This is a genomic window from Burkholderia stagnalis (genome assembly GCF_902830275.1).
Lineage (GTDB): Bacteria > Pseudomonadota > Gammaproteobacteria > Burkholderiales > Burkholderiaceae > Burkholderia > Burkholderia stagnalis.
In genome coordinates this window covers 63,187-76,015 of the sequence record NZ_CADESW010000014.1, presented here as the reverse complement: position 1 = coordinate 76,015, position 12,829 = coordinate 63,187, and the positions used below count along the sequence as shown (strand labels likewise).

General features: G+C 63.8%; 9 protein-coding genes. 4 read left to right on the top strand and 5 right to left on the bottom strand.

All coding sequences use genetic code 11. The features are described from left to right. Positions 1–98: 98 nt before the first annotated feature. Both thpR and HWY45_RS23130 read right to left on the bottom strand, forming a co-directional pair. A complete protein-coding gene (thpR, locus tag HWY45_RS23135) occupies positions 99–665 on the bottom strand; it encodes an RNA 2',3'-cyclic phosphodiesterase (RefSeq protein ID WP_059883728.1) in 567 nt (188 codons plus the stop codon). Positions 666–667: 2 nt separating this feature from the next. Next, positions 668–2,155, bottom strand: a complete 1,488-nt coding sequence (locus HWY45_RS23130) for an alanine/glycine:cation symporter family protein (RefSeq protein ID WP_059803059.1) — start codon at positions 2,153–2,155, stop codon at positions 668–670. Positions 2,156–2,811: 656 nt separating this feature from the next. Here HWY45_RS23130 and HWY45_RS23125 point away from each other — a divergent pair. The 3 genes from HWY45_RS23125 (at position 2,812) to HWY45_RS23120 (ending at position 4,435) form a co-directional block, all read left to right on the top strand. Then, positions 2,812–3,711: a hypothetical protein gene (locus tag HWY45_RS23125; RefSeq protein WP_230960925.1), complete on the top strand. Its 900-nt coding sequence runs from the start codon at positions 2,812–2,814 to the stop codon at positions 3,709–3,711. 2 nt (positions 3,712–3,713) lie between these two features. Continuing rightward, complete coding sequence (locus tag HWY45_RS36935) at positions 3,714–3,995, top strand: hypothetical protein (protein WP_230946774.1); 282 nt, start codon at positions 3,714–3,716, stop codon at positions 3,993–3,995. A gap of 65 nt (positions 3,996–4,060) precedes the next feature. Continuing rightward, positions 4,061–4,435, top strand: coding sequence for a hypothetical protein (locus HWY45_RS23120; protein WP_059883729.1), 375 nt, complete (start codon positions 4,061–4,063; stop codon positions 4,433–4,435). Between the two features lie 124 nt (positions 4,436–4,559). On the opposite strand, the gene HWY45_RS23115 is transcribed toward HWY45_RS23120, so the two are convergent. The 3 genes from HWY45_RS23115 to HWY45_RS23105 all read right to left on the bottom strand — a co-directional run bounded on the left by HWY45_RS23115 (position 4,560) and on the right by HWY45_RS23105 (position 11,823). Next, positions 4,560–6,026, bottom strand: coding sequence for a glutamate synthase subunit beta (locus HWY45_RS23115; protein WP_059883730.1), 1,467 nt, complete (start codon positions 6,024–6,026; stop codon positions 4,560–4,562). A gap of 89 nt (positions 6,027–6,115) precedes the next feature. After that, a complete protein-coding gene (locus tag HWY45_RS23110; protein WP_059883731.1) occupies positions 6,116–10,819 on the bottom strand; it encodes a glutamate synthase-related protein in 4,704 nt (1,567 codons plus the stop codon). 290 nt (positions 10,820–11,109) lie between these two features. Continuing rightward, positions 11,110–11,823: a transposase gene (locus HWY45_RS23105; protein ID WP_059558347.1), complete on the bottom strand. Its 714-nt coding sequence runs from the start codon at positions 11,821–11,823 to the stop codon at positions 11,110–11,112. A 191-nt stretch (positions 11,824–12,014) separates the two neighbouring features. Between HWY45_RS23105 and HWY45_RS23100 the strand changes: the two genes are divergently transcribed. Next, complete coding sequence (locus tag HWY45_RS23100) at positions 12,015–12,746, top strand: OmpW/AlkL family protein (RefSeq protein WP_059558345.1); 732 nt, start codon at positions 12,015–12,017, stop codon at positions 12,744–12,746. Positions 12,747–12,829 lie beyond the last annotated feature (83 nt).

The following is a 12,829-nucleotide window of genomic DNA, read 5'->3' as shown; positions in this document are numbered from 1 at the left end:
CCTGCCGTATTCCGGATGAAATGACGGTGCGGTGCACGCCGCCCCCTGCGCCGAAGCCGCCGCGTCTTCGCGACGCCGCCCGCCATCGCGGCCGGCCCCTACTCCCGGTCCCCCGCATCCGCCAGCGCAACCGGCGCCGACACGATCGGCCGATGCGACACGCCCTCGTGCGACAACTGGCTTTCGAACAGCGTGAGCGCATCGAAATGCAGCGTGACCGGTTCATGCAACGCGCCGCCGTGCGCCGGTTGCCCGACCGCATAGTGCGGCAGCCGCGCGAGCGTGACGTGCGGCCGGAACGGGCGGCGATCGGTCGGCAGGCCGAGATCCCGCAATGCCGCCACGAGTGCGTCGTTCAGCGCGACCAGCGCCGGCTCGACGCCCAGCTCCGCGACGATCAGGCGCGCCTTCGGCAGGCTCGGCCACCACGCGAGCCGCTCGACGGCCTGCAGCGGCAGCGCATGCGCGGCCGCGAGCCCGGGCAGCCGCGCGGCCAGCGCATCGCACGCGCCGCGCTCGATCGCACCGAGAAACGCGAGCGTCACGTGCAGGTGGTCGGCGTGCGTGCGCCGCGCGCCGCGTGCGACCGGCAACGCGTGCAGCGCGTCGCGCGACGCCGCATCGGGCATCAGCGCGACGAATGCACGGAGCCGGTCGCCGTCCATGGTCAGTTGGCCGCGACGCTCGTCGCGACACGGGTTTCCGGCATGGCCGCCGGACGCTGCGGCAGCGGGCCGTGCTCGCCCCAGACGTCCTTCGGCAGCACGCGCGCGAGTTCGGGAATCGTATTGCGCGTGAACACCGGATCGGCGACGCCCGCGGCGCGCTGGCGGCGGTAATCGCGCCACGCCGCATGCGCGTACTTGCCGAGCGCGAGGATCGCGACCAGGTTGATGATCGCCATCAGGCCCATGCTGGTGTCGGCCATCGCCCACACGAGCGGCAGCTGGCCGACGCTGCCGAACATCACCATCCCGAGCACCGCGATGCGAAACAGCGGCAGCACGCCGCGCCGCTTCGTGATGAAGTCGACGTTGCCCTCCGCATACGCGTAGTTGCCGATCACCGACGAGTACGCGAAGAAGAAGATCGCGACCGCCATGTAGATCGCGCCCCAGTCGCCGACATGGCTTGCGATCGCGCGCTGCGTCAGGGCCGCGCCTTGCATGCCGGTGCCGATCTCGTACTGGCCCGACAACAGGATCACGAAGGCGGTCGCGCTGCAGATCACGATCGTATCGACAAACACGCCGAGCATCTGGATCAGCCCCTGCACGACCGGATGCCGGGTGCTGGCCGTCGCCGCCGCGTTCGGTGCGCTGCCCATGCCGGCTTCGTTCGAGAACAGCCCGCGCTTCACGCCCATCGCGACCGCCTGGCTGACCGCATAACCGGTCAGGCCGCCGGCCGCCTGCTCGAGGCCGAACGCGCTCTTCACGATCAGCGCGATCACGTCCGGCACCAACGCGATATGGGTCGCGACCGCGTACACCGCGAGCGCGAGATAGCCGATCGCCATCAGCGGCACGATTACCTGCGCGACGGTCGCGATCCGGCGGATGCCGCCGAAGATGATCGGCGCGGTGAGCAGCACGAGGCCGAGGCCGACCGTCGCGCGGTTCCAGCCGAACGACGTGTGGAACGCATCGGCGATCGCGTTGGCCTGCACCGCGTTGAACACGAAGCCGAACGCGAGGATCAGCGACAGCGAGAACAGCACGCCGAAGCCGCGCGAGCGCAGGCCAGTCTGGATGTAGTACGCGGGGCCGCCGCGATAGGTGCCGTCGTGGTGCGACACCTTGAAGATCTGCGCGAGCGTCGCCTCGACGAACGCGGACGACATGCCGACGAGCGCCGTCATCCACATCCAGAAGATAGCGCCCGGCCCGCCGACCGTCAGCGCAACCGCAACGCCGGCGATGTTGCCGGTGCCGACGCGGCTCGCGAGCCCGGTCGCGAACGCCTGGAACGACGAGATGCTGCCCGGCTCGCCCTTGCTGCCGACCAGCTTCATGCTGAGGAACAGCGCCTTCAGCTGGATCATCCGGAACCGCAGCGTGAACCACGCGCCCGCGCCGAGCAGCAGCGCGATCAGCACGTAGTTCCACAACACGCCGTTGACGGCGTCGATCAGCCCACTTGCGAGTGCTTCCATCCAGTGTCCTTTTAAACGGGGTCGGTCATGTTGGCCGCGTTGCGCGGCTCGGAGGGCGACATGATATGACAATTCGCAAGGATTATTACAAAACGAAAGGAATTGAGTTGATGAAAAATCGCCACCGGATGTCATCAGGTTAGGCGACGCTTCGCGAAAATGCGGCGAGGCCGAGGACGCGGACGGCGACGCGATGATTGTCGACCACATGACATGCGTGTCGAGGCACCTCACCGGCAATACGACGAATGTGGCGCGACCGGCCAGCCAACCGATGTCAAGATACGCACGTGCCGGTTCGGTCAAGCGATCCGCTAAAACGTCGACACGATTGCGAACGAACCCGCTCTCTTTGACATTCCGAAACGTTGTTGGTGGCGCATATAGGCCAAGGAGTGATGCTCTCATTTTCGTCGCTTTGCTTAGTCCATTCGTTCCGCGCTCACCGCTACCAAACACCTATCTTTACCCTGACAGGGTCGGCTTGCCGTTCTGGATAAGGCTCGCAGGCAATCGGAGCAGCCCCCGGATATTTGAATGTCGTGCCGCGAGCTTTCGCGAAAGATCCTCGAAAGCATGCGGATCGAAGGATGTCGCATCACCGCTATCTCTGGAATGATGGGTGAGCCTCCTTGCGTCAAAGGCAACAAAAGTTGATGTTCAAAATTTCGGATAACGAACAATTTCCAAAATCAAGAACGGTACGAGGGTTGAAAATGACAGATCGAGATTCGTCAGCACCTGAAAATACTGAGAGAATTGCACAAACGCGACACCATCGAGAAAGACGGCGATTTTTAGCAAGCTCGACAGCCCTCCCCCTCATCGCGTTATTGAAACACTCAACATGTTCCGCACAATCCGATGCGATGCCGTCGATTTCAGTCACTGCGCCACGTCTACCAAGTCTCGACGGCTTTTCCGGCAAGGTTGGCGGTGGAGGGGCAATGTCAGAGGCCTCGCTCGGCTATCCAAAGCTCCTGTGCTTCGGCAGATATTGCTCCGCCACTGAGATTTTCAATAATGCAGACTATGGCGACATGATTGCCACGACAGAGGAATTCTTTCAATTTCTGTTCGAGAGTCGAAATGTGCTATTTTGGCAAAATCAATTAACTTTATTTGGTGAATTTACCGGATGGCTTGCGAGAGGCGGCTACAAGCACTTCCCTGGCGCAAATTCGTATAATCTCAACGTCGCGTTAGGCCATGCCGACGTATCGACGTTATTCGGCATCTACGCGAACCAGCTGAATGGAATTCGCCCCATATCAGAATTTCAACTTTACGGAAGCCCATTCATGTTCATTGGAGCTGTCTATTATTGGGTTTTCGGAAATGGGGAGCGCAGATCACTCAATCTTGAGTCCATGAATCTAAGAATGGGAGTCTCGGATTTCGAGTTGATCCGGGCAAGCATAGATAATCCTGGATATGGTGCGGGCACTTATCCGATCGACGGACCGTTCAGCACGAACGTCTTTAGCCACGGCGCGCAAGACTTCTGGTCCGCCACGACTGTGGGCGCGTCTCGGGGCACGTTCGAGGAAAATTGACGATGCTGGAAGACAACACCTATCGGTTCGTTGGCTCCTACACATTGAATCCGGACAAATTCGATGCCGACCGCTCCAACCGACCGTTCCTGCAAGAATGGATGACCACCATTTTGCGAGAAATCGGCTCCGCACTTGGCCACACTGACTATCAAATCTACTTCGATGGCGAGAAGGAAATTTCATTCTCTGGTCAAAGGCCCGTCCGGAACGCAGAAACGCGTCCGCCTCAAGCAGTTCACCGGCCATCGTTCGGCGGACTCATGCGCCCGAGGCTCCGGTAGGCTCAACTAACGAGGATTTTCAAGCTTGATCGCTACCTCATGTACAGAGCCTCCCCAAAACGACCATGATCTCAACAATCACTCGTTACATCGTTCGCCTCGTAATTATTCTTGTCGCAACGGCCATCGCTCTGGTCTTGTTGTTTCTCATCATCGTTGGAATTGCCAGATACGAGAGGGACGAAGGTAGTTGCCCTGATGCTCCGGCCAGAGAGCTCGAGGCAAAAATTCTCGCATTCGCCAAAGAACAAGGCGTTCAGCTGAACGAAGTCGAATTCATCGGAAAGCCCCGGTATTATCCCGACAAGCTCGGCTGGTGGGCATTCGATCTGAAGTCACGCGAAGGAAACTACGGAGCGACGATCGATTGCGACCGCCGCATCACGGGTTTCGGGAAAATTCAAAAGCTCCCTCTCGAGCCGACAAAGCCGACGCAATAACGTCATTCGCCAGCAATCATTGGGCCGCATGTCGTCGGTCAGCGGTCTTGCCGTCGATTCAGCAAAGAAACCGGGCGCCCTTTCGGACGCCCGGCCTGATACGACGACTACCAGCGAACTACGTTCAGCGCGGCAGTTCCGAATGCCCCATCAGATACGCATCGACCGACCGCGCACACTGGCGGCCTTCGCGGATCGCCCACACGACGAGCGACTGGCCGCGGCGCATGTCGCCCGCCGCGAACACCTTGTCGACCGACGTGTAGTACGCGCGATCGCCTTCGGTCGCCGCACGCGCATTGCCGCGCGCGTCCTTCGCGACGCCGAACGCCTCGAGCACCTGCGCGGCCGGCTGCGTGAAGCCCATCGCGAGCAGCACGAGATCGGCCTTGATCTCAAACTCCGAATCCGGCACTTCCTGCATCTTGCCGTCCTTCCACTCGACGCGCGCCGCGATCAGCTTCTCGACCTTGCCGTTGCGGCCTTCGAAGCGCTTGGTCGCGACTGCCCAGTCACGCTCGCAGCCTTCCTCGTGCGACGACGACGTGCGCAGCTTGATCGGCCAGTACGGCCACACGAGCGGCTTGTTTTCCTCTTCCGGCGGCTGCGGCAGCAGCTCGAACTGCGTGACGCCCTTCGCGCCGTGACGGTTCGACGTGCCGACGCAGTCCGAGCCCGTATCGCCGCCGCCGATCACGACGACGTGCTTGCCCTTCGCAAGCAGTTGGTCGGCCAGCTTGTCGCCGGCATTCACGCGGTTCTGCTGCGGCAGGAAATCCATCGCGAAATGAATGCCGGCCAGCTCGCGGCCCGGTGCCGGCAGATCGCGCGGCGTTTCCGACCCGCCCGCGATCACGACCGCGTCGAATTCTTCCTTCAGCGTCTCCGGCGAGAGGGTTTCCTTCGCCATGTTGCCGATCGAATCCGGCAGCGCATCCTTGCCGATGAACACGCTGGTGCGGAACGTCACGCCTTCCGCCTCCATCTGGCGCATCCGGCGGTCGATCAGCCACTTCTCGAGCTTGAAGTCGGGGATCCCGTAGCGCAGCAGGCCGCCGATCCGGTCGCTCTTCTCGAACACCGTCACGTCATGGCCGGCGCGCGCGAGCTGCTGCGCGGCCGCGAGGCCCGCGGGGCCCGAGCCGACCACCGCGACCTTCTTGCCCGTCTTGTGCGCGGGCGGCTGCGGCGCAACCCAGCCTTCCGCCCACGCCTTGTCGATGATCGCGTGCTCGATCGACTTGATGCCGACCGGGTCGTCGTTGATCCCGAGCGTGCACGCGGCCTCGCACGGCGCCGGGCAGATGCGGCCCGTGAACTCCGGGAAATTGTTGGTCGAGTGCAGGACCTCGATCGCCTGACGCCAGTCCTGGCGATACACCAGGTCGTTGAAGTCCGGGATGATGTTGTTGACCGGACAGCCGTTGTTGCAGAACGGGATGCCGCAATCCATGCAGCGCGCGCCCTGCACCTTCGCGTCCGCGTCGGACAGCGCCTGGACGAATTCCTTGTAGTGCTTCACGCGCGTGAGCGGTGCTTCGTACGCCTCGTGGCGGCGTTCGAACTCCAGAAAACCGGTTGCCTTGCCCATAAGGTGCTCTTCTGATTCCGTGTATCGGGTGGGGGAGCCGCGCGGCCTGATGGTCAGGCGCGCGCGGCCTCTGCTGTGTCGTTCGTCGCTCAGGCGGCCAGTTCTTCCTTCGCCGCCTTCTTCGCACCGATCTCGCCCAGCGCGCGCTTGTATTCGTTCGGGAACACCTTCACGAACTGGCGCCGCGCCGCGTCCCAGTTTTCCAGCAGCGATTTCGCGCGCGGCGAACCGGTGAACTGGAAGTGACGCTCGACGAGCCCCTTGAGCAGCGCTTCGTCCGTCGCGCCCGCGTGCCAGAGCGCGCGGTCGACCGTGCGCTCCTGTTCGGCCTGCTGCAGCACCGGATCGAGCGCAACCATCGATTTGTTGCACTTCGCCGCGAACGTGCCGTCCGGGTCGTACACGTACGCGACGCCGCCCGACATGCCGGCCGCGAAGTTGCGCCCCGTCTCGCCGAGCACGACGACCGTGCCGCCCGTCATGTATTCGCAGCCGTGGTCGCCGGTGCCCTCGACGACCGCCGTCGCGCCCGAGTTGCGCACGCAGAAGCGCTCGCCCGCGACGCCGCGGAAGAACGATTCGCCTTCGATCGCGCCGTACATCACCGTGTTGCCGCAGATGATGTTTTCCTCGGACTTGCCGCGGAAGTCGTTGGTCGGACGGATGATGATCCGGCCGCCCGACAGGCCCTTGCCGACGTAGTCGTTGCCGTCGCCGACGAGGTCGAGCGTCACGCCCTTCGCGAGGAACGCGCCGAAACTCTGGCCGGCCGTGCCCTTCAGCTGGATGTGCACCGCGTCGTCGTCGAGGCCGTCGTGGCCGTGCTTCTTCGCGATCACGCCCGACAGCATCGCGCCGACCGTGCGGTTCACGTTGCGCACCGGCTGGATGAACGACACGTGCTCGCCGTTCTCGATCGCGGCCTTCGCCTTCTCGATCAGCACGTGGTCGAGCGCACGCTCGAGGCCGTGATCCTGCACGTCGACGTGGCGCGGCGCGACGTCCTCGCAGTCTTCCGGCTGGTAGAACACGCGCGAGAAGTCGAGGCCCTTCGCCTTCCAGTGTTCGACACCCTTGCGGGTGTCGAGCAGGTCGGCGCGGCCGACCAGGTCGTCGAACTTCGCGATGCCGAGCTGCGCCATGATCTCGCGCACTTCCTCGGCCACGAAGAAGAAGTAGTTGACGACGTGTTCCGGCTGGCCCGAGAACTTCGCGCGCAGCACCGGGTCCTGCGTCGCGACGCCGACCGGGCACGTGTTCAGGTGGCACTTGCGCATCATGATGCAGCCCTCGACGACGAGCGGCGCCGTCGCGAAGCCGAACTCGTCCGCGCCGAGCAGCGCGCCGATCACGACGTCGCGGCCCGTCTTCATCTGTCCGTCGGCCTGCACGCGGATGCGGCCGCGCAGGCGGTTCAGCACCAGCGTCTGCTGCGTTTCGGCAAGGCCGAGCTCCCACGGCGTGCCCGCGTGCTTGACCGACGACAGCGGCGACGCACCCGTGCCGCCGTCATGGCCGGCGATCACGACGTGATCGGCCTTCGCCTTCGCGACACCGGCCGCAACCGTGCCGACGCCCACTTCCGACACGAGCTTCACCGAGATGCTCGAGCTCGGGTTCACGTTCTTCAGGTCGTGGATCAGCTGCGCGAGATCCTCGATCGAGTAGATGTCGTGGTGCGGCGGCGGCGAGATCAGGCCGACGCCCGGCACCGAGTAGCGCAGCTTGCCGATGTATTCCGACACCTTGTGGCCCGGCAGCTGGCCGCCTTCGCCCGGCTTCGCGCCCTGCGCCATCTTGATCTGGATCTGGTCGGCCGATGCCAGGTACTCGGCCGTGACGCCGAAGCGGCCCGACGCCACCTGCTTGATCTTCGAGCGCAGCGAGTCGCCGTCCTTCAGCGGGATATCGCTGACGATCTCGTCGCCGATCACCGATTTCAGCGATTCGCCCGACTTGATCGGAATGCCGCGCAGCTCGTTGCGGTAGCGCTTCTCGTCCTCGCCGCCTTCGCCGGTGTTCGACTTGCCGCCGATCCGGTTCATCGCGATCGCGAGCGTCGCGTGCGCTTCCGTGCTGATCGAGCCGAGCGACATCGCGCCGGTCGCGAAGCGCTTGACGATGTCCTTCGCCGGCTCGACTTCGTCGATCGGGATCGCCTTCGCCGGCGACACCTTGAATTCGAACAGGCCGCGGAACGTCATGTGACGCTTCGTCTGATCGTTGATCAGGTGCGCGTATTCCTTGTACGTCTGGTACGAGTTGCTGCGCGTCGCGTGCTGCAGCTTCGCGATCGAATCCGGCGTCCACATGTGGTCTTCGCCGCGCACGCGGTACGCGTACTCGCCGCCCGCGTCGAGCATGTCGCGCAGCACCGGGTTGTCGCCGAACGCGTCGCGGTGCAGGCGGATCGCCTCTTCCGCGACCTCGAACAGGCCGATGCCGCCGACCTTCGACGCCGTGCCCTTGAAGTACTTCTCGACGAGATCGGTCGCGAGGCCGACCGCTTCGAAGATCTGCGCGCCCGTGTACGACATGTACGTCGAGATGCCCATCTTCGACATGACCTTCTGCAGGCCCTTGCCGACCGCCTTCGTGAAGTTGTACACCGCCTTTTCCGGCGACAGGTCGCCCTTCAGGCCGTCGGCCATCTGCGCGAGCGTTTCCATCGCGAGGTACGGGTGCACGGCTTCCGCGCCGTAGCCGGCGAGCAGCGCGAAGTGGTGCGTCTCGCGCGCCGAGCCCGTCTCGACGACGAGGCCCGTGCTCGTGCGCAGGCCCTGCTGGACGAGGTGCGTGTGGATCGCCGAGGTCGCCAGCAGCGCGGGAATCGCGACGTGCTCGGCGTCGGTCTTGCGATCCGACACGATCAGGATGTTGTAGCCCGACTTCACCGCGTCGACGGCTTCCGCGCACAGCGACGCGAGGCGCGCCTCGATGCCTTCCTTGCCCCAGCCGGCCGGGTAGCAGATGTTCAGCTCGTACGAGCTGAACTTGCCGCCGGTGTACTGGTCGATCGCGCGGATCTTCGCGATGTCCTTGAAATCGAGCACCGGCTGCGACACTTCGAGCCGCATCGGCGGGTTGATGTTGTTGGTGTCGAGCAGGTTCGGTTTCGGGCCGATGAACGACACGAGCGACATCACCATGTTCTCGCGGATCGGGTCGATCGGCGGGTTGGTGACCTGCGCGAACAGCTGCTTGAAGTAGTGATAGAGCGTCTTGTTCTTGTTCGACATCACCGCGAGCGGCGAGTCGTTGCCCATCGAGCCGACCGCTTCCTCGCCCTGCTGCGCCATCGGCGCCATCAGGAACTTCAGGTCTTCCTGCGTATAGCCGAACGCCTGCTGGCGATCGAGCAGCGCGGCGCCGACGGTGCGGCCCGCGGCGACTTCCTCTGCCTTCGGCTCGATTTCATCGAGCTTGATGCGCACCGCGTCGATCCAGCTCTTGTACGGCTTCGCGTTCGCGAGGTTGTCCTTGAGCTCCTTGTCGTCGATGATGCGGCCGTGTTCCATGTCGATCAGGAACATCTTGCCCGGCTGCAGGCGCCACTTCTTGACGATCTTCGATTCGGGGATCGGCAGCGTGCCGGCTTCCGACGCCATGATGACGAGATCGTCGTCCGTGACGATGTAGCGGGCCGGGCGCAGGCCGTTGCGGTCCAGCGTCGCGCCGATCTGGCGGCCGTCGGTGAACGCGATCGCGGCGGGGCCGTCCCACGGCTCCATCATCGCGGCGTGATATTCGTAGAACGCGCGGCGGTTCTCGTCCATCAGCGTGTGCTGTTCCCACGCTTCCGGGATCATCATCATCACCGCGTGCACGAGCGGGTAGCCCGCCATCACGAGCAGTTCGAGGCAGTTGTCGAACGAAGCCGTATCCGACTGGCCCGGGTAGATCAGCGGCCAGAGCTTCGGCAGGTCGTCGCCGAGCACGTGGCTCGCGATCGCGCCGGTGCGGGCGTTCAGCCAGTTGACGTTGCCCTTCACGGTGTTGATCTCGCCGTTGTGCGCGATCATCCGGTACGGGTGGGCGAGTTCCCATGCCGGGAACGTGTTGGTCGAGAAGCGCTGGTGCACGAGCGCGAGCGCCGACACGACGCGCGCGTCCTGCAGGTCGCGGTAGTACACGCCGACCTGGCCGGCGAGCAGCAGGCCCTTGTAGACGACCGTGCGCGCCGACATCGACGGCACGAAGTATTCCTTGCCGTGCTTCAGCTTGAGCGCCTGGATGCGGTGGCTGGCGGTCTTGCGGATCACGTAGAGCTTACGCTCGAGCGCGTCCGTCACCATGATGTCCTTGCCGCGGCCGATGAAGATCTGGCGGATCAGCGGCTCGGTGGCCTTCACGGTCGGCGAGATCGGCATCGCGTGGTCGACCGGCACGTCGCGCCAGCCCAGCACCACCTGGCCCTCGGCCTTCACGGTGCGCTCCAGTTCCTGCTCGCACGCGATCCGCGATGCGTTTTCCTTCGGCAGGAAGATCATCCCCACGCCGTACTCGCCGGCCGGCGGCAGCGTCACGCCCTGCCTGGCCATCTCCTCGCGGTAGAACGCGTCCGGAATCTGGATCAGGATGCCCGCGCCGTCGCCCATCAGCGGATCGGCGCCGACCGCGCCGCGGTGGTCGAGATTCTCGAGGATCTTCAGACCCTGTTCGATGATCTCGTGGCTCTTCTTGCCCTTGATATGAGCGACGAAGCCGACGCCGCAGGCGTCGTGTTCGTTTTGCGGGTCATACAGACCTTGCGCGGCGGGCACCGCGGTGAGCGGCTGCTGGTGGTCGTTCATGGGGACACCGTCGTAAAGGGGCCTCGAGGGCCGTTAAACCATTTTCTTGTTGCCGCGCTTCCCGCCTCCCGGCAGGACGCGGCGCGGCCGACGGTGGGTCAGGCATGCTTCGCCCGGCCACCGGAATTCGGAATATACGCGACGAATCAATGGAATAGCAACAAAAACTCGATGATCGAACCCCAATTAAACAAATGCATCGATCTGGTGCCGTTTTATTGGGGCCGTATCGTTTTGGTGCAAAAAGAAGCGGCGCCCGCGGCGCCGCCTGTTCGCCTGCCTGCCAGCGTCTATTGCTGGATCGGCGGCGTATTCTCACGCACCTTGCGAGGGCGCCCGCGCGGCAGCGGCGATACGCGCCGGTTCGCGGTGCGGGCCGCCCATTCGCGGTAGGTGTCGCCGCCGAGCACCCAGCCCTTCAGCGTCGCCTGCTGCAGCTGGTCGGCCTGCCGCTCGTCGAGCGGCTGCTCGCACAGCTCCTTGTACGCGCGCTGGCGCTCGAACGGCGTATTGCCGAGCGCCCAGTAGAGCGGATGGTCGGTGATCAGGCTGTCGACCGTGAGCCCGATGTGGTGCCGGTAGCTCGACCAGCGGTAGGCGTCGGGGGTGGCGGCCAGCTGCGCGCGCACCGGGCTGAGCTCGACTACCCGGCTCGCGAGCAGGAAATACCGCTCGCCCTCGATCACCGTCGCGCGGTAGCGGCCTTCCCAGAGGGTGCCGCGCCGCGAATAGCGCCGGTTGAAGTGTGCGACGTAGCGGCGCCCGACCGCCTGCATCGCTTTCGGCAGGCTGGCCTCGTCGCTCGGCGTCACGAGAAGCTGCACCTGGCGCGGCAGCAGCACGTACGCGTGCACCGCCAGGTGATGATCGCGCGCCGCGGCCTTCAGACAATCGATGAAGAGTTCGTAGTCCTGGTCGTCGACGAACGCGGGTTGCTGATCCAGGCCGCGCAGTATCACGTGCTGCGGCTGGTCGGGAACGTAGAGTCGTGCTAACCGTGCCATGCTGAATGTCCGTTTGATCGCGTTAGGAAATACCCGAAGGTCCGATGAAGCGCACTTGCGTAGAATCCTTTCGCCCGCGGCGCTGAAACGTACGGTCGTGCGAATCCTAGGGAGAAAACTCTAACTTACGAGCTTGTTTGGTTTTAAACGCAGTCGTCATAATGAGCACGCCTATGATCGGAGGAGACACAATGAAACGAAAACTGGCCATTACGGGGGCCGCAGCGCTCGCATTCACGTTTGCGGGCAGTGCGGCACATGCGCAATCCGCAGGTAGCTTCTACGTCAGCACCGGCTGGCTGCACCTGTCGCCACAGGACAGCAGCGACCCGCTATTCCTGTACGGCGTCGGCGGCACGCCCGTCAACCAGTCGATTCCCAACACCGGCGCCGGCATCAACGACGCCGATACGTTTGGGCTGGCAGCCGGCTACTTCGTCACCGACCACATCTCCACCGAGCTCGTCATGGGGATCCCGCCGAAGTTCGACATCACCGGCAAGGGTCAGTTCGAAAAGTTCGGCGTACTCGGCCGTGCATACCAGTGGAGCCCCGCGGTATTGCTTCGCTACCACTTCAACGACGCCAACGCCAAATTCCGGCCGTATGTCGGCATCGGTGCGACCTACGTGTGGTTCACCGGCGCGAAGATCACGAACGGCGCGTTCGAGAACGGCGTGCTCGGCGGCCCGACCAGCGCACAGACCAGCAACCAATGGGCGCCCGTCTTCAACGCCGGCTTCACGTACAACTTTACCGATCACTGGTTCGCCGGCCTGTCGATCTCGTACATCCCGGTGAGTGTCACCGCCACCTTCACGACCGCCAAGCGGACCCAGGTCGGCACCCTGACCGAGACGTCGAAGGCGAAGATCTCGCTCAACCCGATCGTCACCTACCTGAACGTCGGCTACCGCTTCTAAGCGTAGTCGAATATTTGGGGAATGGTTAATCCTGCTGCAATTTGTAGCGGATTTTTCCTGGCGTAACGCCCCACGATGCAAAA

Bases quoted from the DNA above. Each gene is read 5' to 3' on its own strand.
- thpR (WP_059883728.1), bottom strand. From the start codon at position 665: ATGGACGGCGACCGGCTCCGTGCATTCGTCGCGCTGATGCCCGATGCG.
- HWY45_RS23130 (WP_059803059.1), bottom strand. From the start codon at position 2,155: ATGGAAGCACTCGCAAGTGGGCTGATCGACGCCGTCAACGGCGTGTTG.
- HWY45_RS23125 (WP_230960925.1), top strand. From the start codon at position 2,812: ATGTTCAAAATTTCGGATAACGAACAATTTCCAAAATCAAGAACGGTA.
- HWY45_RS36935 (WP_230946774.1), top strand. From the start codon at position 3,714: ATGCTGGAAGACAACACCTATCGGTTCGTTGGCTCCTACACATTGAAT.
- HWY45_RS23120 (WP_059883729.1), top strand. From the start codon at position 4,061: ATGATCTCAACAATCACTCGTTACATCGTTCGCCTCGTAATTATTCTT.
- HWY45_RS23115 (WP_059883730.1), bottom strand. From the start codon at position 6,026: ATGGGCAAGGCAACCGGTTTTCTGGAGTTCGAACGCCGCCACGAGGCG.
- HWY45_RS23110 (WP_059883731.1), bottom strand. From the start codon at position 10,819: ATGAACGACCACCAGCAGCCGCTCACCGCGGTGCCCGCCGCGCAAGGT.
- HWY45_RS23105 (WP_059558347.1), bottom strand. From the start codon at position 11,823: ATGGCACGGTTAGCACGACTCTACGTTCCCGACCAGCCGCAGCACGTG.
- HWY45_RS23100 (WP_059558345.1), top strand. From the start codon at position 12,015: ATGAAACGAAAACTGGCCATTACGGGGGCCGCAGCGCTCGCATTCACG.